This is a genomic window from Cupriavidus sp. 05L310, from assembly GCF_056398185.1.
Genome location: NZ_JBFTOX010000053.1, coordinates 51949 through 69515, shown reverse-complemented (window position 1 = coordinate 69515; position 17567 = coordinate 51949). Strand labels below are relative to the sequence as shown.

The following is a 17567-nucleotide window of genomic DNA, read 5'->3' as shown; positions in this document are numbered from 1 at the left end:
AACGCACGACTGGAAGGCGGCCATGAACCAGTTTGCAGTTCTCTATGAGGACCGCTTCACCCACCCACATCGTTGAGATAATGCTGGCTCACCCGTCCCGTTGACGGCGAGCCTTTACCTGCCCTGCACACAAAAAAACTGACAGCCCCCAGGGCGACGTCATACGGCTCTTTGGCCCAAACGCCAACGCGGAAAAAACAAGACCAATCAATCACGCATAATCCAAAGGCAAAGCAGTCGTGTACTTGATCTGCTCCATAGCAAAACTAGAACTAACATCCGCCAGCTCGGCCCCCTGGATCAGCTTCTTGTACACGCGGTCATACGCCGCAATATCCGGTACCACCACGCGCAGCAGGTAATCGGTATCCCCAGCCATGCGGTAGAACTCAGTCACCTCGGGGATCGAGGCGACCAGGTCGTGAAACGTCTTGAGCCATTTGACGCTGTGCTGGCTGGTGCGGACCGAGACGAATACCGTCACGCCCACATTCAGCAGCGCGGGATCCAGCAGCGCCACGCGCTTGCGTATTACTCCGCTCTCTTCCAGCTTCTGCACGCGCCGCCAGCACGGCGTGGAGGTGAGGCCCACTCGTTCCCCAAGCTCCGCCACAGGCACGGTCGCGTCCTCCTGAAGGGCGGAGAGTATCTGGCGGTCATAACGGTCCATGGCAAATCCTGTTGGCGCGCAGCGTACTCCCGGTGCCTGGCTCTGCGCCAGCCGCAAGACTCAGGCCGCGTCCACCAGCAGGTTCACACCGCTGCAGATGTGTTCCTGGTCCACCCCATAGATATGCAGCGACACGGCCACCGCGTCGCTGTCGTTGCCGAGCGCATGGATATGACGCAGCCCAGCCGGCACGCTGAAGGTATCGCCCACCGTGCGCGTGATCTCGCCGCACGGATGCGCCTGCCGCTCTTGCGCGTCCCAGCGGTAGTGGCGCTCATGCAGCGTGCCGCGCAGCACCCGGTAGGCGCACCAGGTCTGGTGTCCGTGCACCGGGCTGTGCTGCCCTGGCCGCCAGACGATCAGCATGGCGGAGAAGCGCGCCAGCGGATCGGCGTGCACAAGGTGGCGCACATAGCCCTCGCCCGCGCCTTCGCGCAGCGATTCCGGCAGCAGCGCCAGCAGCGTGGCGGCGTCCGGCAGGCTGGCTTCGATGCCTTGCGCCACCATGCGCGCGCTGGCGGCGAAGGCGGACGACATGCCGTCGGACAGCGGGGCAAAGAGATCCGGCTGGCCGTCGGCCGCGTCGAGGGTGCCAAGGACGCCGACGCTACGTGCGTGGCTGGCAATATCGGTAACGACGGCTTGCTGGGTGGCCATGACGGGCTCCTTATTGGTTTGCGACCATCATAGCGTCGGTCCCGTAGCAAGGACGTGCGTCTTGTCGTGCAAATCTGGATGTAAGTGTAATATTATTCTAATAAAATTCAACTAAATAGAATGTTATTCCTGGCGGTGGCGAAACCGCGGGAAGCCGGGGGATAATGCCGCCTCATGGAAATCAAGTGGCTTGAAGACTTCGTCAGCCTGGCCGAGACGCACAGCTTCTCGCGCTCGGCCGAGCAGCGTCATGTGACGCAACCTGCGTTCTCGCGCCGGATCCAGTCGCTCGAGTCCTGGGTGGGCACGGAACTGATCGACCGCTCCAGCTATCCCACCAGCCTGACGCCGGCGGGCAAGGTGTTCTACGAGCAGGCGCTGGCCATGCTGGCCCAGGTCAGCGAGACCCGGGCGCTGATGCGCGGGCAGCGCTCTGCCAATGCCCAGGTGCTGGAATTCGCCGTACCGCACACGCTCTCGCTGACCTTCTTCCCCGAATGGCTCAAGGCCGTGGAGCGCGAGATCGGTACGCTGCCGTGCCGCCTGCGCGCGCTCAACGTGCACGACGCGGTCCTGGCGCTGGTTGACGGGGGCTGCGACCTGGTGATGGTCTACCACCATGCCCGCCAGGCCATCCAGCTCGACCCAGCACACTACGACATGCTGGTGCTCGGCATCGAGCGGTTGTCGCCGTACAGCGTGCCGGACGCCGCCGGCAAGCCGCTGTACCGCCTGCCAGGTACGGACAAGAAGCCGGTGCCTTTCCTCAGCTATACCCCCAATGCCTTCCTTGGCCGCATGGTCGACATGCTGCTGGCCGAAACCACGGACGCGCTCAAGCTGGACAAATGCTACGAGACGGACATGGCCGAGGCGCTCAAGGTGATGGCGCTGGCGGGGCACGGCATGGCCTTCCTGCCGGAGAGCGCGGTGCGCGAGGAGCTGGCCCAGCACCGGCTGGTGCGGGCCGAAGCGGCGCGCGGGGCGCCGATGTCGATCGACATGGAAATCCGCCTTTACCGGGAGAAGCCGGGTGAACACGTCAGCGAGCGGCGCAGCGCGCAGGTTCGCAGCAAGCGCCAGCTGGTGGACCGGGTCTGGTCCTCGCTCGCGGCGCAGAGCTTGCCCGCGCAGCCGGGCACCTGATCCGGCGCGGTTGCCATGGTGGGGGGCCGCACAGGCCCGCCGGCAAGGTTATGCAATCCGTGCATAATGGGATGATCAAACGGCATTGGCTTCGGCAGTACCGCCTCCCCTAAGCTGGCGGCACCTTCACACCGGAACCAAACGATGTCTTCCGCAGCACCGTCCAATCCTGCCGTCAAGAACCATTCCCTGCCTTCCTACTTGAACGCCGAGGACCTCGGCCCCTGGGGCATTTACTTGCAGCAGGTCGATCGTGTCACGCCGTATCTGGGTTCGCTGGCCCGCTGGGTCGAGACCCTCAAGCGTCCCAAGCGCGCCCTGGTGGTCGATGTGCCCATCGAGATGGACAACGGCACCATTGCCCACTTCGAAGGCTATCGCGTGCAGCACAATATGTCGCGCGGCCCGGGCAAGGGCGGCGTGCGCTTCCACCAGGACGTGACGCTGTCGGAAGTGATGGCGCTGTCGGCATGGATGTCGGTCAAGAATGCTGCGGTCAACGTGCCTTACGGCGGTGCCAAGGGCGGTATCCGCGTCGATCCGCGCACGCTGTCGCGTTCGGAGCTGGAGCGTGTGACGCGCCGCTACACCAGCGAAATCAACTTCATCATCGGACCCAACAAAGACATTCCGGCACCCGATGTCAACACCAATGAACAGGTGATGGCATGGATGATGGATACCTATTCGATGAACTCCGGCAGCACCTCCACCGGCGTGGTCACGGGCAAGCCGATTTCGCTGGGTGGCTCGCTGGGCCGCCGCGAGGCCACGGGCCGCGGCGTGTTCGTGGTGGGTTCCGAGGCTGCCCGCAACCTGGGCATGGACATCAAGGGTGCGCGCGTGGCGGTGCAGGGTTTCGGCAATGTGGGTGCCGTGGCCGCCAAGCTGTTCCACGAAGCCGGCGCCAAGGTGGTGGCGGTGCAGGACCATCGCACCGCGTTGTACAACCCCGCCGGCCTGGACGTGCCCGCCATGATGGAATACGCCTCGCATAGCGGCACCATCGAAGGCTTCCAGGGCGAGACCATTTCCGCCGAGCAATTCTGGCAGGTGGATTGCGAAATCCTGATCCCGGCCGCGCTGGAAGGGCAGATCACCGCCCGCAACGCGCCCCACATCAAGGCACGCATGGTCATCGAAGGTGCGAACGGCCCGACCACGCCCGAGGCCGACGACATCCTGCGCGAGCGCAATATCCTGGTGGCGCCGGACGTTATCGCCAATGCCGGCGGCGTTACGGTTTCCTATTTCGAATGGGTGCAGGATTTCTCCAGCTTCTTCTGGACCGAGGAAGAGATCAACCAGCGCCTGGTACGAATCATGCAAGAGGCATTCCGTGCGATCTGGCAGGTCGCTCAGGACAACAAGGTTACCTTGCGCACGGCCGCCTTCATCGTGGCCTGCACGCGGATTCTGCAGGCGCGCGAAATGCGCGGCCTCTATCCCTGATGCAAGGCGCGGCTTGCCGCCGCGGCATCGCTGAGTAGCGATGCTGCGATGCAGCAACCGATTTGGCATTGGTAACGCGGCTGCCGGGCTTCCCGGCAGCCGCGTTGTCGTATGTGCCCGCTTCCCCCTCGCACGTGGGGCAAGCGGATCCCGCGCTGCCGGACTGGCCGCCTGGCGCGCAGGAACAAGGGCTTTGCGGGAGTGGAGGGAGGCCTCGGTTTTGCCCCGCAAACCATGCCCCGATTGGCTCTGTTAGGGGAAAAACCCGTTGTCTTGAGTGCGTGCGTGCGCAATACTATTTCGTCGGCGGGTGGTTTTTTGTTAGAGTCCCGCCTTTCTCTTCATGGTCAAGGAGATGTTATGAATGTTGCCAAGTTGGCTTCCCTGATGATTGCTGCTGGCGTGCTGTGCGGAACCGCGCAAGCTGCGGAGCAACTGACGGGCACGCTGCAGAAGATCAAAGACACCGGTGTGATTACGCTTGGCGTTCGTGAGTCGTCGATTCCGTTCAATTACAACCTCGGCGGCGTGCGCCAGGTCGGCTATTCCTACGATATCAATGTCAAGATCGTGGAAGCCATCAAGGACCAGCTGAAGCTGCCGAACCTGCAGGTCAAGGAAATCCCGATCACCTCGCAGAACCGTATCACACTGCTGCAGAACGGCACCATCGACATCGAGTGCGGTTCCACGACCAATAACCTCGAGCGCCAGAAGCAGGCTTCGTTCACCACCAGCATCTTCATCATCGGCACCCGTATCATGGTGAAGAAGGATGGGGGCATCAAGGACTGGGCCGACCTCAAGGGCAAGAACGTGGTGACCACCGCCGGCACCACCTCGGAACGCCTGTTGCGCAAGATGAACGATGACCAGAAGCTGGGCATGAACATCATCAGCACCAAGGATCACGGCCAGTCGTTCCTGACGCTGGAGTCGGGCCGCGCCGTCGCCTTCATGATGGACGACGCGCTGCTGTACGGCGAACGCGCCAAGGCCAAGAACCCGGCCGACTGGATTGTGGTGGGCAAGCCGCAATCGCGCGAGTCCTATGGCTGCATGATCCGCAAGGATGACGCACCGTTCAAGAAGCTGTCGGACACCGTGATCAGCGGCATGATGAAGGATGGCTCGATCAACACGCTGTACACCAAGTGGTTCCAGCAGCCGGTACCGCCCAAGGGGCTGAACCTGGACTTCCCGCTGTCGGAAGACATGAAGGCGCTGTTCAAGACGCCGAACGACAAGGCGCTTGACTGATACTGGGATTCCGGTTGTGTGAAACGGAAGGCATGTCCTTCCGTTTCTTTTTGAGGACACATCATGAACTACAGCTGGCATTGGGGTGTATTCCTCGAACAAGCGGCCCAGAACGAGACCTACCTGGACTGGATGATTTCCGGCCTGAAGGTCACCCTTGCACTCGGCCTCTCGTCGTGGATCATCGCCCTCGTCATCGGATCCGTGCTCGGCGTGCTGCGCACGGTGCCCAACAAGTGGCTGTCCGGCCTGGCCGCGACCTACGTCGAGATCTTCCGCAATATCCCGCTGCTGGTGCAGTTGTTCATCTGGTATTTCGTCATGCCCGAGCTGTTGCCCGGTGGCGAGGCGATCAAGCAGATGAACCCGTTCGCGCAGCAGTTCATTGCCGCCATGCTCTGCCTGGGCACGTTTACCGCGGCCCGGGTTTGCGAGCAGGTGCGCTCGGGGATCTACTCGCTGCCGCCCGGCCAGAAGAACGCCGGCCTGGCGATGGGTTTCACGCTGGCCCAGACTTACCGCTACGTGCTGTTGCCCATGTCGTTCCGCGTCATCGTGCCGCCGCTGACCTCCGAGTTCCTGAACATCTTCAAGAACTCCGCGGTGGCGTCGACCATCGGCCTGCTGGAACTGGCCGCCCAGGGGCGCCAGCTGGTGGACTACACGGCGCGCCCGTATGAGTCCTTCATTGCGGTGACGTTGATGTACGCGCTGATCAATATCGTCGTCATGCTGCTCATGCGCTGGGTCGAAGGCCGCACCCGCGTGCCTGGCTTCATCGGCAGCAAGTAAGGGGAGACGTCATGGCATATTCATTTGATTTCAGCTCGATCAACCCGACCACGCTGGAAGTGCTCGGCGAGGGCATGCTTGTCTCGCTCAAGATCACTGTCACGGCGGTGGTGGTCGGCATCGTCTGGGGAACCATCCTGGCGATGATGCGGCTGTCTTCCATCAAGCCCCTGAACTGGTTCGCGCAGGGCTACGTCACCATCTTCCGGTCGATTCCGCTGGTGATGGTGCTGTTGTGGTTCTTCCTGATCATCCCGCAGCTCCTGCAGAAGACGTTCAACCTGTCGCAGGCGTCGGACCTGCGCATGACCTCGGCGCTGATCGCCTTTGCCTTGTTCGAGGCGGCGTACTATTCCGAGATCATCCGGGCGGGTATCCAGAGCGTGTCGCGCGGGCAGATGTTTGCCGCGCAGGCCATGGGCATGACCTACGGGCAGGCGATGCGGCTGGTGATCCTGCCGCAGGCCTTCCGCAACATGGTGCCGCTGCTGCTGACCCAGGGCATCATCCTGTTCCAGGATACGTCGCTGGTGTACGTGAGCGCGCTGGCGGATTTCTTCGGCCAGGCCTACGGCATCGGCGAGCGTGACGGTCGCATCGTGGAGATGCTGCTGTTCGCCGGCCTGGTGTATTTCATTATCTGTTTCTCCGCATCGCTGCTGGTTAAGCGTTACCAGAAAAAGGTGGCCGTATGATCGAAATCAATAACGTCTCCAAGTGGTACGGCGCCTTCCAGGTGCTGACCGATTGCACCACCAAGGTCGCCAAGGGCGAGGTGGTGGTGGTGTGCGGCCCGTCGGGTTCCGGCAAGTCGACGCTGATCAAGACCGTCAATGCGCTCGAGCCGTTCCAGAAGGGTGACATCATCGTGGATGGCACTTCGGTGGGCTCGCCCAAGACCAACCTGCCCAAGCTGCGTTCGCGGGTTGGCATGGTGTTCCAGAACTTCGAGCTGTTTCCCCACCTGTCGATCACCGAGAACCTGACCATCGCCCAGATGAAGGTGCTCGGCCGCTCGAAAGAGGAAGCCACCGCCAAGGGCCTGAAGTACCTGGACCGGGTGGGCCTGAAAGCCCAGGCGGCGAAGTATCCTGGCCAGTTGTCCGGCGGCCAGCAGCAGCGCGTGGCGATTGCCCGCGCGCTGTCGATGGATCCGATCTGCATGCTGTTCGACGAACCCACCTCGGCGCTGGACCCGGAGATGGTCAACGAAGTGCTGGACGTGATGGTGCAACTGGCGCAGGAAGGCATGACCATGATGTGCGTGACCCACGAAATGGGTTTTGCCCGCAAGGTGGCCAACCGCGTGATCTTCATGGACCAGGGCAAGATCGTCGAGGACTGCGCCAAGGAAGAGTTTTTCGGCAATATCGACGCGCGCTCCGAGCGGGCCAAGCAGTTCCTGTCGAAGATCCTGCATCACTGATGATGGGTCAAAACCATCAGGCATGACGAAGGCTGTCACTCCCTCTCCCCTCAGGGGGAGAGGGTTGGGGAGAGGGGGGGCTTAGCCAGGAGCCACTGGAGACGAAGCCAACGGTTTTATCCAGCGCGCGGCGGCATTTGATGCGTCCGCCCTCTCCACCGGCTTGCTCTCCCGCAGGCGGGAGAGGGGAGTCCACATTCCCGGATTCAACTCCCACTGCAATCGCGCCTCACAGTATCCGGCTCGGCGACTGGAAATCGGCCGCCTGCAGCGTCAGTTCCCGCATGGCGCCGACCAGCGGCCGCGAATCGTCGCGCCGCCATTGAAAAGAGTAGGCAAGGGGAAGCAGCGGCGGATCGCTGCGCAGGATGCGCAGCGCCCCGCGTTTCGCCAGCGATTGCGCCCAGCTCTGGGGCAGGATGCCGACACCTATTCCTTCGACCAGCATCCCGGCCACGGCGCCCCAGTGATTGCAGACGATGCGCCGTTCCGGCAGGCTGCCCCGGCCATCCAGCCATTCATCGAGCAGGCGCGTCACGCCCGAGCCGGTTGGCAAGGTCACCAGGGGCCTGTCGCCGAGGGTTTCCGGGCTGACCGGGGCGGAGCGGCCAGTTGCCTGTGCCGACATGCACCAGACAAATTTCGCTTGTGCTATCGCATGGGAAGCAACAGTGCCGCGCGTTGACTTGCCGGCCACCACGGCGAAATCGAGCTCGCCGTCTTCGACGCGCTTTTCCAGCGCCTCGCCAATGCTGACATGGGTTTCCAGTTCCAGGCCGGGATGTGCCTCGGTGATCATCCGCACCAGCCGCGGCAGCCAGGTCAGCGCGGTGAGTTCCCCCACGCCGAAGCGGCATTTGCCATGCAGGCCCGCCACGGTGCCGATCTCGATGCGCAGTTCGTCGGCCGCGCGCAGCAGCGCATGGGCGCGCGGAACCAGCCGGTTGCCGGCGTCGGTGAGGGCCGCCTTGTGCCCGCTTCGATCGAACAGTGCCTGACCCAGCGAATCCTCGAGCTCGGCGATGCGCTTTGAGAGCGATGACAGGGAAAGATGCAGTCGCTGGGCCGCAATGGCGAAGCTCGAGCAGGTGGCCGCCCAATAGAATGCCTCGAGTTGTTTGAGGGTCATGATCTGGTGAGATCAGGCCGGCCGGCGCGTGGCGCGCCGGCTTCTCCGCAGCGTTTTCCCCTGGCTGGCGATGCCTGATACTAATTGAATAAAAGAGAACATAGTATCGGAAATAAATTCGCTTTATGGAATAAAGAGGCCGGCATAGAGTGCGTGTCATCGATCCGCACCCATACCCCGACCATGACTTCAGCCACGGATGCCACCGGCTCCACCCGGCCTACCAACCGCGGCTTCGCCGCCCCGCTGAAACAGGCCTCGCGCGAGTTGCAGCGCATCCTGTCCCTGGATGATTTCGAGCACGCTGCCAGGCGCCGTCTGCCACGGCCGATCTATGGCTATATCGCGGGCGCGGCGGAAGACAACCGCTCGCGCCAGGAAAACCGCGCATCCTTCGACGACTACGCGCTGAGCACGCGCGTGCTTGTGGACGTATCCCGGCGCACCCAGAGCGTGGAGCTCTTCGGCAAGACCTATGCCTCGCCCTTTGGCATTGCGCCGATGGGACTGAGCGCGCTGTCGGCTTACCGCGGCGATATCGTGCAGGCGCGCGCGGCGCAGGCGGCCTGCATTCCGATGGTGCTGAGCGGCTCGTCGCTGATCCGCCTTGAAGACGTGTTCGCGCAGGCCCCGGATGCCTGGTTCCAGGCCTATGTGCCGGGCGACGCGGCACGTATCGATGCCCTGCTGGACCGCGTGCAAGCCTCCGGCTGCCGCACCCTTGTCGTGACCGTGGACATTCCGGTCGCGGGCAATCGCGAGAACAATGTGCGCAGCGGGTTCTCAACGCCGCTGCGGCCCAGCCTGCGCCTGGCGTACGACGGCATCACCCGCCCGAAGTGGCTGGCCGGCACGTTCGCGCGCACGCTGCTGCGCCACGGCATGCCGCATTTCGAGAACTCCTTTGCCGAACGTGGGGCGCCGATCTTGTCGGCCAATGTGCTGCGCGACTTTTCCGCGCGCGACCATCTGGACTGGAGCCACCTCGAGCATATTCGCCGCCGTTGGAAGGGCGTGCTGATCGTGAAGGGAATCCTCGGCGCGCAAGACGCCACGCTGGCCCGCGACAAAGGTGCCGATGGCATCGTGGTATCGAATCACGGCGGCCGGCAGCTCGACGGGGCAGTGGCCCCCTTGCGCGTGCTGCCCGAGATCGTGGCGGCGGTTGGCACGCTGCCGGTGATGATGGACGGCGGCATTCGCCGCGGCACCGACGTCCTGAAGGCACTGGCGCTCGGCGCGAAGCTGGTATTCGTCGGGCGGCCCTTCAACTACGCCGCATCCGTGGCGGGCGAAGCCGGCGTGACGCACGCGATCAACCTGCTGCGCGACGAAGTCGACCGGAACATGGCCATGCTGGGAGTTCGCCAGTGCGCCGAGCTGAGTCCGGCCTTGCTACATCACCGCTGACCGCTGACCGCTGACCGCTGACCGGTCGTCGGTCCATTCCAGACTACTATCAAGGAGACCGCATATGAACAGGCATTCTTTTCTCAAGCTGTGCACTATTGCCATCTGCGCCGCCGGTGCGCCGGCGATCCATGCCCAGTCCTACCCCACCAAGCCGGTGCGGCTGGTGGTGCCGTTCTCTCCCGGCGGCACGACCGATATCGTGGCCCGCGTGATTTCGGCGCCGCTGAGCAAGGAACTGGAGCAAACGGTAGTGGTGGAGAACAAGGCCGGGGCAGGCGGCGTGCTCGGCGCGGCCGAGATCGCGAGGGCCAACCCGGACGGCTACGCGCTGGGCGTGGCGACGGTGTCCACCACGGCCACCAATCCAGCCATCAACCCGAAGATTCCCTACGATCCGCTCAAGGACTTCACGCCCATCATCAATATCGCGGCGACGCCCAACGTCCTTGCGGTGCATCCTTCGTTCCCGGCGAAGAACTATCAGGCCTTCATCGCCGAGCTGAAGAAGAACCCGGCCAGGTACAGCTATGGCACGGCAGGCACCGGCTCCATCGGGCACCTGCAAATGGAGCTCTTCAAGAGCCTGGCTAACCTGTCGATCATGCATGTGCCCTACAAGGGCTCGGGTCCGGCGCTGAACGACGCCGTGGCCGGGCAGGTGGGGGTCGTCTTCGATAACCTGCCGTCCGCGCTTCCCTTTATCAAGGATGGCCGGCTGATTCCCATTGTCGTGTCCGCGCCGGCGCGGGTGGCACAGCTGCCGAACGTTCCCACCTTCAAGGAAGTCGGCCTCGAGCCTGCCAACCGCATGGCGTTCTACGGCATCTACGGCCCGAAGGCGCTACCGCAGGCCGTGGTGGAGCGCGTCAACGTGGCGGTGAGGAAATCGCTTCAGGATCCCGCCGTGCGCAGCCGCATCGAAGCGACGGGATCCCTGGTGGTGGCCAATACGCCCGAGCAGTTCCGCCAGCAGATCGCGCAGGAATACGAAATCTACAAGCGTACGGTAGCCGTGCAGAAACTCACTCTCGACTGAGGGCTGGCAGGGAGCGGTGCCACAGGGGCATCCGGGGGGATGGTTCAGGTGCAGGCGCTGTTGGCGGCGTTCTTGGCCTGGACTTCGGGCGGGATCGGCACGGTCAGCGTCATCACCGCGCGGCCCTCCTCGAACATCATCAGCTCGCCCGGCGCGAAGGCGGTCCAGGTCTCGTTGTCGGTCAGCGGCGCGGTGGCGATCACCGCCACGCGGTCGTCGGGCGTGGTGACCTGGGCAAAGTCGATCGACAGGTCGGCGTCGATCAGGTGTGCGGTGGAGAATGGCCACTGGCGCACGATGTAGTACAGGCGGGTGGAGCAGTGGGCGAACAGCGCCTGCCCGTTCGACAGCAGGAAGTTGAAGACGCCATGCAGCGTGATCTCGCGCGTGATGTCGGCCAGCGCGTGGCAGAGTTCGTTGAGCGGCGGCTGCGAGCCGGGGAAGCGCTTGCGCAGCCCCTGCATCAGCGTGCAGAAGGCGAGTTCGCTGTCGGTATCGCCTACCGGCTGGTAGACCCCGGACAGGAAGGGCGAGAAGTCCTTCAGGTCGCCGTTGTGGGCGAAGATCCAGTGCCGGCCCCAAAGCTCGCGCATGAAGGGGTGGCAGTTCTCCAGCAGCACCGTGCCCTGGGTCGCCTTGCGGATATGCGAGATGACGTTCTTGGACTTGATCGGGTAGCGCTTGATCAGGTCGGCCACCGGCGAGGTGCCGGCGGACTGGTTGTCGATGAACAGGCGGCAGGCCTTGTCCTCGAAGAACGCCACGCCGAAACCGTCGGCATGGTGATCCGTGACGCCGCCGCGGGCGGCGAAGCCGGTAAAGGAGAACGTCACGTCGGTCGGCGTGGCGCAGTTCATGCCGAGCAGCTGGCACATGGCGGGGCACCGGACCGGCAGCGGGCTGCCGGATTGCAATAGAATGTTCCATTATCCGGCCTGCCCGGGTTATCTGCCAAGCGCATCGCGTTTTGCAGTGCGTTCCCTCCCGATTTCAAAGCCCGTTCAGCGGGTCTCCGAGACATGAGCAAATACAAGATCGCAGTCATCCCAGGCGATGGCATCGGCACCGAAGTGATGCCCGAGGGGCTGCGCGTGATGGACGCCGCCGCGCGCCGCTTCGGCATCGACATGCAGTTCGACCACTTCGACTTCTCCAGCTGCGACTATTACGCCCGCCACGGCAAGATGCTGCCGGACGACTGGTTCGACACCCTGGTCAAGTACGATGCCATCTACTTTGGCGCGGTGGGCTGGCCGGACGCCGTGCCCGATCATGTCTCGCTCTGGGGCTCGCTGCTGCAGTTCCGTCGCTCTTTTGACCAGTACGTCAACCTGCGCCCGGTGCGGCTGATGCCCGGCATCCGCAGCCCGCTGGTGGACCGCGACGGCAATGCGCGCAAGCCCGGCGACATCGATTTCTACGTGGTGCGCGAGAACACCGAGGGCGAGTATTCCAGCATTGGCGGGCGCATGTTCCCCGGCACCGACCGCGAGGTGGTGATCCAGGAGACAGTGATGACGCGCACCGGCGTGGACCGCATCCTCAGGTTTGCCTTTGAACTGGCGCAAAAGCGGCCGGGCAAGCATCTGACTTCGGCCACCAAGTCCAACGGCATCTCCATCACCATGCCGTACTGGGATGAGCGGGTGGAAGCCATGGCAGCGAACTACCCTGGCGTGAAGGTCGACAAATACCACATCGACATCCTGACCGCGCACTTCGTCCAGCACCCGGACTGGTTCGACGTGGTGGTCGCCAGCAACCTGTTCGGCGACATCCTGTCCGACCTGGGCCCGGCCTGTACCGGCACCATCGGTATCGCGCCCTCGGGCAATATCAATCCGGACCGCACCTTTCCCAGCCTGTTCGAGCCGGTGCACGGCTCGGCGCCGGACATCGCCGGGCGTGGCGTAGCCAACCCGATCGGCCAGATCTGGTGCGGCGCCATGATGCTGGAACACCTGGGCCAGCCGGAAGCCGGCGCGGCCGTGCTCGGTGCTATTGAAACGGTGCTGTCGGCAGGGCCGGACCATGCCCCGCTGACCCGCGATATCGGCGGCAAGGCCGGTACGGCTGACCTGGGCCAAGCCATCGCGGAGGCCCTGTGAACGCGATCGCCCAATCCCTCCCGGCCAGCGCGGCCGATGCGCGCGCCTTGCTGCTTGATACCTTCCGCGCCGCGGTGGCGGCGGCCGACCCGTTGCGCATCGTGGCGGACCACCTGCCGCCGCCCAAGCCAGGCGGGCGCACCCTGGTGGTCGGCGCGGGCAAGGCGGCGGCCTCGATGGCACTGGCGGTGGAGCAAGCCTACGCCGCGCTGGACCGCACCCACATGATCGAGGGGCTGGTGGTTACGCGCTACGCCCACGGCCTGCCGACCGAGCACGTCCGCGTGATCGAGGCCGGCCATCCGGTGCCGGACGAAGCCGGCGAGCGCGCCGCAGCCGAGATCCTCGCGCGGGTGAGCGCACTCGGCCCCGAGGACAGCCTGATCGTGCTGGTTTCGGGCGGTGGCTCGAGCCTGCTGTCGCTGCCCGCCGAGGGCATCGCCATGGCGGACCTCAAGGCCACCACGCAGGAACTGTTGCGCTGCGGCGCGCCCATCACGGACATGAACATCGTGCGCAAGCACCTGTCGCGCATCCAGGGCGGGCGGCTCGCCCAGGCCAGCCGCGCTCCCGTGACCACGCTGATCGTGTCCGATGTGGCCGGGGACGACCCGAGCGCGATTGCGTCCGGCCCCACCGTGCCGGACCCGAGCACCTATGCGGATGCGCTGGCTATCCTGCGCCGCTACGGCGCGGTGGTGCCGCCGGTGGTGCAGGACTACCTCGAACGCGGCGCCCGCGGCGAAGTGGCGGAAACGCCCAAGCCCGGCGATCCGCTGTTCGCGCGGGTCGAAAACCGCGTCATCGCCACTGCCCACGGCAGCCTGGTGGCCGCTGCGGATCACTTCCGCGCGCAGGGTATCCAGCCGGTGGTGCTGGGCGACACGGTGACGGGCGAGGCACAGGAAGTGGCGCGTGTGTATGCTGCGCTGGTCCGCGAGATTCGCGCGTACAATGCGCCGTTCGCGGTCCCGCTGGCACTGATTTCCGGCGGTGAATGCACCGTCACGCTGCCGCAGGGCGGTGGCGGGGCGGCCGCAAAGCCCCGTGGCGGGCGTTGCTCGGAGTTCCTGCTGTCGCTGGCGCTGGAACTGGACGGCGCCGATAATGTGTACGCCATCGCGGCCGACACCGACGGCATTGACGGCTCCGAGGACAATGCCGGCGCGTTGCTGGACCCGTCCACGCTAGACCGCGCGCAGGCCGCCGGCGCCCCGGCGCGTGCCCGGCTCGACGCGCATGACGCCTGGGGCTTCTTCGAGTCCGCGGGCGATCTCGTGGTGACCGGCCCCACGCGCACCAATGTGAATGACTACCGCGCCATCCTGATTCTGTAATCCCAAGAAAAGAGCCAGCCGCAACCGGCGGCCGGTTCCCCCCGAAGCCATGACCCAGACTCTCACCATCACCCGCCCGGACGACTGGCACCTCCACCTGCGCGACGGCACGGCCCTGGCGGCCGTCCTGCCCGATACCGCGCGCCAGTTTGCCCGCGCCATCATCATGCCCAACCTGAAGCCGCCCGTGACCACGGTGGCGCAGGCCGCGGCCTACCGCGACCGCATCCTGGCCGCGCTGCCGGCGGGGCTGGCGTTCGAGCCGCTGATGACGCTGTACCTGACGGACAAGACCAGCGCCGAGGAGATCGTCGCGGCCAAGGCCAGCGGCTTCGTGCACGGGGTCAAGCTCTATCCCGCGGGCGCCACCACCAATAGCGACGCCGGCGTGACCGACCTGCGCCACTGCGCCGCCGCGCTCGAAGCCATGCAGCGCGTTGGCCTGCCGCTGCTGGTGCACGGCGAAGTGACCGACCCGGCAATCGATATCTTCGATCGCGAAGCCGTCTTTATCGACCAGGTGATGACGCCGCTGCGCCGCGATTTCCCCGCCCTGAAAGTGGTCTTCGAGCACATCACCACCAAGGACGCCGCCGAGTACGTGCGCGACGCCGAAGGCCCGGTCGCCGCCACCATCACCGCGCATCACCTGCTGTACAACCGCAACGCCATCTTCACCGGCGGCATCCGCCCGCACTATTACTGCCTGCCGGTGCTCAAACGCGAGACCCATCGCGAGGCCCTGGTTGCCGCGGCGGTATCGGGCAGCCCGCGCTTCTTCCTCGGTACCGACAGCGCCCCCCACGCACGCGGCCTGAAGGAACATGCCTGCGGCTGCGCCGGTTGCTATACCGGGCTGCACGCCATGGAGTTGTACGCGGAAGCCTTTGAGGCGGCCGGCGCGCTGGACAAGCTGGAAGCTTTCGCGAGCTTCAATGGCCCGGCCTTCTACAGCCTGCCGCGCAACAGCGGCACGCTCACCCTGAGCCGCGAGGACTGGCAACTGCCGGCCGAACTGCCCTACGGCGATACCACCCTGGTCCCGCTGCGTGGCGGTGAAACACTGCGCTGGAAAGCCCGCTAAGCCACGCTGGCGAAGCGGAAGCGGATGCTGTAGTGGATGTGAAGAACCAGGGCCGGGCTACGTCGGCTTCACATGATGCGGCCGCCGGGACCCGGCTGGCCGCGGCGGTGGCGGAGGTCGACTGGGCCCGGCCATGGTTTCGCCCCTTCGCCGCGCACGGCACGGCACTTGCCTCGGCGCTGCAGGGCGGCGCCGACTTGCGCGCTGCCCTCAGCGAAATGGCCACGCGGCTCGCGTTGCGCAATGCCCGCGGCGTGCCCTTGCGCTTCGTGCCGCAAGCGGAGCTGCCGGCAGGCACCGCCTACGAGGCGCATATCTTCGCCACCGGTACCGTGCCGACGCGCGACAACCTGCACGACTTCTTCAATGCCCTGATCTGGCTGCATTTTCCCCGGTCCAAGCGCGTGCTGAACCGGCTGCAGGCCCACGCCATCGCCGCGACCGGCGTGCAGAGCCGCCGTGGGAGCCTGCGCGATGCCGCCACCTTGTTCGACGAAAACGCCATCCTCTTCCTGAGTGCCGATAGCGGCCTGGAATCCGTGCTGCGCGGCTTTGGCTGGGAACATCTGTTCGTGGCGCGGCGATCGGTCTGGGTGGGTGGCGGCGACGCGGACTGCGACGGCGCCAGCTGCAGCGTGGTGCCGTTCGGTCACGCCCTGCTGGAAAAACTGGTGCGGCCTTACAAAGCCCTGACCGCGCACGCCTGGCCGCTGGCGGTTCCGCCGGAAGCCGGCGCCGCGCTGCCCGGCTCGCTGGACGATTCCGTGTGCGCCTCGCTCGAGGCCGCCGAACTGCACAGTGGCCGCTTTGCGCCATTACCGGTGCTGGGCATCCCCGGCTGGTGCGAAGCCAATTGCGATCCGGCCTTTTACGCGGATACCAGCGTGTTCCGCAGGGGGCGCCGCGCCCAGGCCGCCTAGCGGGCAAGGCGCGCGGGTGGCGGTTTTGCGGGCCAGGCGGCCAATCGGTGTTAGACTGCGGGCCGCAAAGCAGGCCAGACAATCGCTGCTTGCACCCGCAAGGTGTGCAAGGGGAGGAAAGTCCGGACTCCACAGGGCAGGGTGTTGGCTAATAGCCATCCACGGCAACGTGCGGAATAGGGCCACAGAGACGAGTCTTGCCGCCGGGTTCGCCCGGTGGGAAGGGTGAAACGCGGTAACCTCCACCTGGAGCAATCCCAAATAGGCAGGCATTGAGGCGGCCCGCTGAGCCTGCGGGTAGGGAGCTTGAGCCGGTCGGTAACGGCCGGCCTAGAGGAATGATTGTCACGTGCCGGCAACCGCAAGGAAGCCGGTGCGCACAGAATCCGGCTTATCGGCCTGCTTTGCTTCTCGAATTTCCCGGCGTGGCCAGCCGCCCATCCGCATGGGCGCGCGCTGGCCGGGCCTGCCGTGCGGGGCTTATGCCTCGACGATCTCCATCGTATGCGTGATTTCCGCCGTCTTGGCCAGCATGATCGAGGCCGAGCAATACTTGTCGTGCGACAGCTGGATGGCGCGCTCGACGGTGGCGGGGTTCAGGTTCTTGCCGCTGACCGTGAAGTGGAAGTTGATCCGGGTGAACACCTTGGGATCCTCGCCGGCACGCTCGGCTTCGAGCTTCACGCTGCAGCCGCGCACGTCTTGCCTGCCACGCTTCAGGATCAGCACCACGTCATAGGCGGTGCAACCCCCGGTACCCAGCAATACCATTTCCATCGGACGCGGCGCCAGGTTGTGGCCACCGCCTTCGGGCGCGCCGTCCATGGCCACGATATGGCCACTGCCCGTCTCGGCCACGAAGCTCATGCCGTCGGTGCCCATCCAAGTCACTTTGCATTCCATTTTGTTCGTTCCTGCGCTCTGGTGAGTGCGTATCCGATCACGAACACGCGATTTCGAAACTTGCTTTTTTGAGTATAGGGCACTTGTCCGGAAGTGCCGTAATTCGGCTATTTTGCCGAAAACTGAAGTTTTCCTCTAAGATGACAGTACGATGACAGTGTACGTTTCATCTAAGCATTTGATTTTATTGTATAAAAAGTAAAATCCTGTGCTCTGACAATTTTTTACAATGCG

17 protein-coding genes and 1 other RNA gene are annotated in these 17567 nt (G+C 64.6%); 13 read left to right on the top strand and 5 right to left on the bottom strand.

The window, feature by feature from the left end:
* Positions 1-211: 211 nt before the first annotated feature.
* A complete protein-coding gene (locus AC1DS6_RS31455) occupies positions 212-670 on the bottom strand; it encodes an Lrp/AsnC family transcriptional regulator (RefSeq protein WP_276288686.1) in 459 nt (152 codons plus the stop codon).
* A 60-nt stretch (positions 671-730) separates the two neighbouring features.
* Positions 731-1327, bottom strand: coding sequence for a cysteine dioxygenase family protein (locus AC1DS6_RS31450; protein WP_477103882.1), 597 nt, complete (start codon positions 1325-1327; stop codon positions 731-733).
* Between the two features lie 174 nt (positions 1328-1501).
* Here AC1DS6_RS31450 and AC1DS6_RS31445 point away from each other — a divergent pair, with 174 nt between their 5' ends.
* The 6 genes from AC1DS6_RS31445 to AC1DS6_RS31420 all read left to right on the top strand — a co-directional run bounded on the left by AC1DS6_RS31445 (position 1502) and on the right by AC1DS6_RS31420 (position 7403).
* The gene (locus AC1DS6_RS31445; protein WP_045237830.1) at positions 1502-2473 is read left to right on the top strand and encodes a LysR family transcriptional regulator; all 972 of its coding nucleotides are present in this window, start codon (positions 1502-1504) and stop codon (positions 2471-2473) included.
* Positions 2474-2617: 144 nt separating this feature from the next.
* The gene (locus AC1DS6_RS31440) at positions 2618-3925 is read left to right on the top strand and encodes a Glu/Leu/Phe/Val family dehydrogenase (RefSeq protein ID WP_276288689.1); all 1308 of its coding nucleotides are present in this window, start codon (positions 2618-2620) and stop codon (positions 3923-3925) included.
* Between the two features lie 360 nt (positions 3926-4285).
* A complete protein-coding gene (locus tag AC1DS6_RS31435) occupies positions 4286-5185 on the top strand; it encodes a glutamate/aspartate ABC transporter substrate-binding protein (RefSeq protein WP_045237832.1) in 900 nt (299 codons plus the stop codon).
* A 63-nt stretch (positions 5186-5248) separates the two neighbouring features.
* Positions 5249-5977, top strand: coding sequence for an amino acid ABC transporter permease (locus AC1DS6_RS31430; protein WP_276286618.1), 729 nt, complete (start codon positions 5249-5251; stop codon positions 5975-5977).
* An 11-nt stretch (positions 5978-5988) separates the two neighbouring features.
* The gene (gene gltK, locus AC1DS6_RS31425) at positions 5989-6672 is read left to right on the top strand and encodes a glutamate/aspartate ABC transporter permease GltK (protein WP_276286617.1); all 684 of its coding nucleotides are present in this window, start codon (positions 5989-5991) and stop codon (positions 6670-6672) included.
* The gene (locus AC1DS6_RS31420) at positions 6669-7403 is read left to right on the top strand and encodes an amino acid ABC transporter ATP-binding protein (RefSeq protein ID WP_276286616.1); all 735 of its coding nucleotides are present in this window, start codon (positions 6669-6671) and stop codon (positions 7401-7403) included. Before gltK ends, AC1DS6_RS31420 begins: the two co-directional genes overlap by 4 nt.
* 229 nt (positions 7404-7632) lie before the next feature.
* Here the strand turns inward: AC1DS6_RS31420 and AC1DS6_RS31415 are convergent, their stop codons facing one another.
* On the bottom strand, positions 7633-8532 hold the full coding sequence (locus AC1DS6_RS31415; protein WP_477103881.1) for a LysR family transcriptional regulator: 900 nt from the start codon (positions 8530-8532) through the stop codon (positions 7633-7635).
* 183 nt (positions 8533-8715) lie between these two features.
* On the opposite strand from AC1DS6_RS31415, the gene AC1DS6_RS31410 reads away from it, so the two are divergent.
* Complete coding sequence (locus AC1DS6_RS31410) at positions 8716-9942, top strand: alpha-hydroxy acid oxidase (protein WP_441629174.1); 1227 nt, start codon at positions 8716-8718, stop codon at positions 9940-9942.
* A 64-nt stretch (positions 9943-10006) separates the two neighbouring features.
* Positions 10007-10981 carry a tripartite tricarboxylate transporter substrate binding protein BugE gene (locus tag AC1DS6_RS31405; protein WP_441629172.1) on the top strand — a complete coding sequence of 325 codons (975 nt, stop codon included), beginning with the start codon at positions 10007-10009 and terminating at the stop codon, positions 10979-10981.
* Between the two features lie 44 nt (positions 10982-11025).
* On the opposite strand, the gene AC1DS6_RS31400 is transcribed toward AC1DS6_RS31405, so the two are convergent.
* The gene (locus AC1DS6_RS31400) at positions 11026-11856 is read right to left on the bottom strand and encodes a class II glutamine amidotransferase (RefSeq protein WP_276290167.1); all 831 of its coding nucleotides are present in this window, start codon (positions 11854-11856) and stop codon (positions 11026-11028) included.
* Positions 11857-12000: 144 nt separating this feature from the next.
* On the opposite strand from AC1DS6_RS31400, the gene AC1DS6_RS31395 reads away from it, so the two are divergent.
* From AC1DS6_RS31395 to rnpB, 5 genes are all read left to right on the top strand, one after another.
* The gene (locus AC1DS6_RS31395) at positions 12001-13089 is read left to right on the top strand and encodes a tartrate dehydrogenase (RefSeq protein WP_477103880.1); all 1089 of its coding nucleotides are present in this window, start codon (positions 12001-12003) and stop codon (positions 13087-13089) included.
* A 5-nt stretch (positions 13090-13094) separates the two neighbouring features.
* Positions 13095-14426 carry a glycerate kinase type-2 family protein gene (locus AC1DS6_RS31390; protein WP_441629210.1) on the top strand — a complete coding sequence of 444 codons (1332 nt, stop codon included), beginning with the start codon at positions 13095-13097 and terminating at the stop codon, positions 14424-14426.
* 49 nt (positions 14427-14475) lie between these two features.
* On the top strand, positions 14476-15510 hold the full coding sequence (gene pyrC / locus AC1DS6_RS31385) for a dihydroorotase (RefSeq protein WP_447429197.1): 1035 nt from the start codon (positions 14476-14478) through the stop codon (positions 15508-15510).
* A gap of 95 nt (positions 15511-15605) precedes the next feature.
* A complete protein-coding gene (locus AC1DS6_RS31380) occupies positions 15606-16430 on the top strand; it encodes a DUF3025 domain-containing protein (protein WP_477103884.1) in 825 nt (274 codons plus the stop codon).
* A 66-nt stretch (positions 16431-16496) separates the two neighbouring features.
* Positions 16497-16840, top strand: an RNA gene (gene rnpB / locus AC1DS6_RS31375) — RNase P RNA component class A.
* A 70-nt stretch (positions 16841-16910) separates the two neighbouring features.
* Here rnpB and AC1DS6_RS31370 read toward each other — a convergent pair.
* Complete coding sequence (locus tag AC1DS6_RS31370) at positions 16911-17333, bottom strand: OsmC family protein (protein WP_441629166.1); 423 nt, start codon at positions 17331-17333, stop codon at positions 16911-16913.
* Positions 17334-17567 lie beyond the last annotated feature (234 nt).

Coding starts and splice junctions, on each gene's coding strand:
- AC1DS6_RS31455 (WP_276288686.1), bottom strand. CDS start 670: ATGGACCGTTATGACCGCCAGATACTCTCCGCCCTTCAGGAGGACGCG.
- AC1DS6_RS31450 (WP_477103882.1), bottom strand. CDS start 1,327: ATGGCCACCCAGCAAGCCGTCGTTACCGATATTGCCAGCCACGCACGT.
- AC1DS6_RS31445 (WP_045237830.1), top strand. CDS start 1,502: ATGGAAATCAAGTGGCTTGAAGACTTCGTCAGCCTGGCCGAGACGCAC.
- AC1DS6_RS31440 (WP_276288689.1), top strand. CDS start 2,618: ATGTCTTCCGCAGCACCGTCCAATCCTGCCGTCAAGAACCATTCCCTG.
- AC1DS6_RS31435 (WP_045237832.1), top strand. CDS start 4,286: ATGAATGTTGCCAAGTTGGCTTCCCTGATGATTGCTGCTGGCGTGCTG.
- AC1DS6_RS31430 (WP_276286618.1), top strand. CDS start 5,249: ATGAACTACAGCTGGCATTGGGGTGTATTCCTCGAACAAGCGGCCCAG.
- gltK (WP_276286617.1), top strand. CDS start 5,989: ATGGCATATTCATTTGATTTCAGCTCGATCAACCCGACCACGCTGGAA.
- AC1DS6_RS31420 (WP_276286616.1), top strand. CDS start 6,669: ATGATCGAAATCAATAACGTCTCCAAGTGGTACGGCGCCTTCCAGGTG.
- AC1DS6_RS31415 (WP_477103881.1), bottom strand. CDS start 8,532: ATGACCCTCAAACAACTCGAGGCATTCTATTGGGCGGCCACCTGCTCG.
- AC1DS6_RS31410 (WP_441629174.1), top strand. CDS start 8,716: ATGACTTCAGCCACGGATGCCACCGGCTCCACCCGGCCTACCAACCGC.
- AC1DS6_RS31405 (WP_441629172.1), top strand. CDS start 10,007: ATGAACAGGCATTCTTTTCTCAAGCTGTGCACTATTGCCATCTGCGCC.
- AC1DS6_RS31400 (WP_276290167.1), bottom strand. CDS start 11,856: ATGTGCCAGCTGCTCGGCATGAACTGCGCCACGCCGACCGACGTGACG.
- AC1DS6_RS31395 (WP_477103880.1), top strand. CDS start 12,001: ATGAGCAAATACAAGATCGCAGTCATCCCAGGCGATGGCATCGGCACC.
- pyrC (WP_447429197.1), top strand. CDS start 14,476: ATGACCCAGACTCTCACCATCACCCGCCCGGACGACTGGCACCTCCAC.
- AC1DS6_RS31370 (WP_441629166.1), bottom strand. CDS start 17,333: ATGGAATGCAAAGTGACTTGGATGGGCACCGACGGCATGAGCTTCGTG.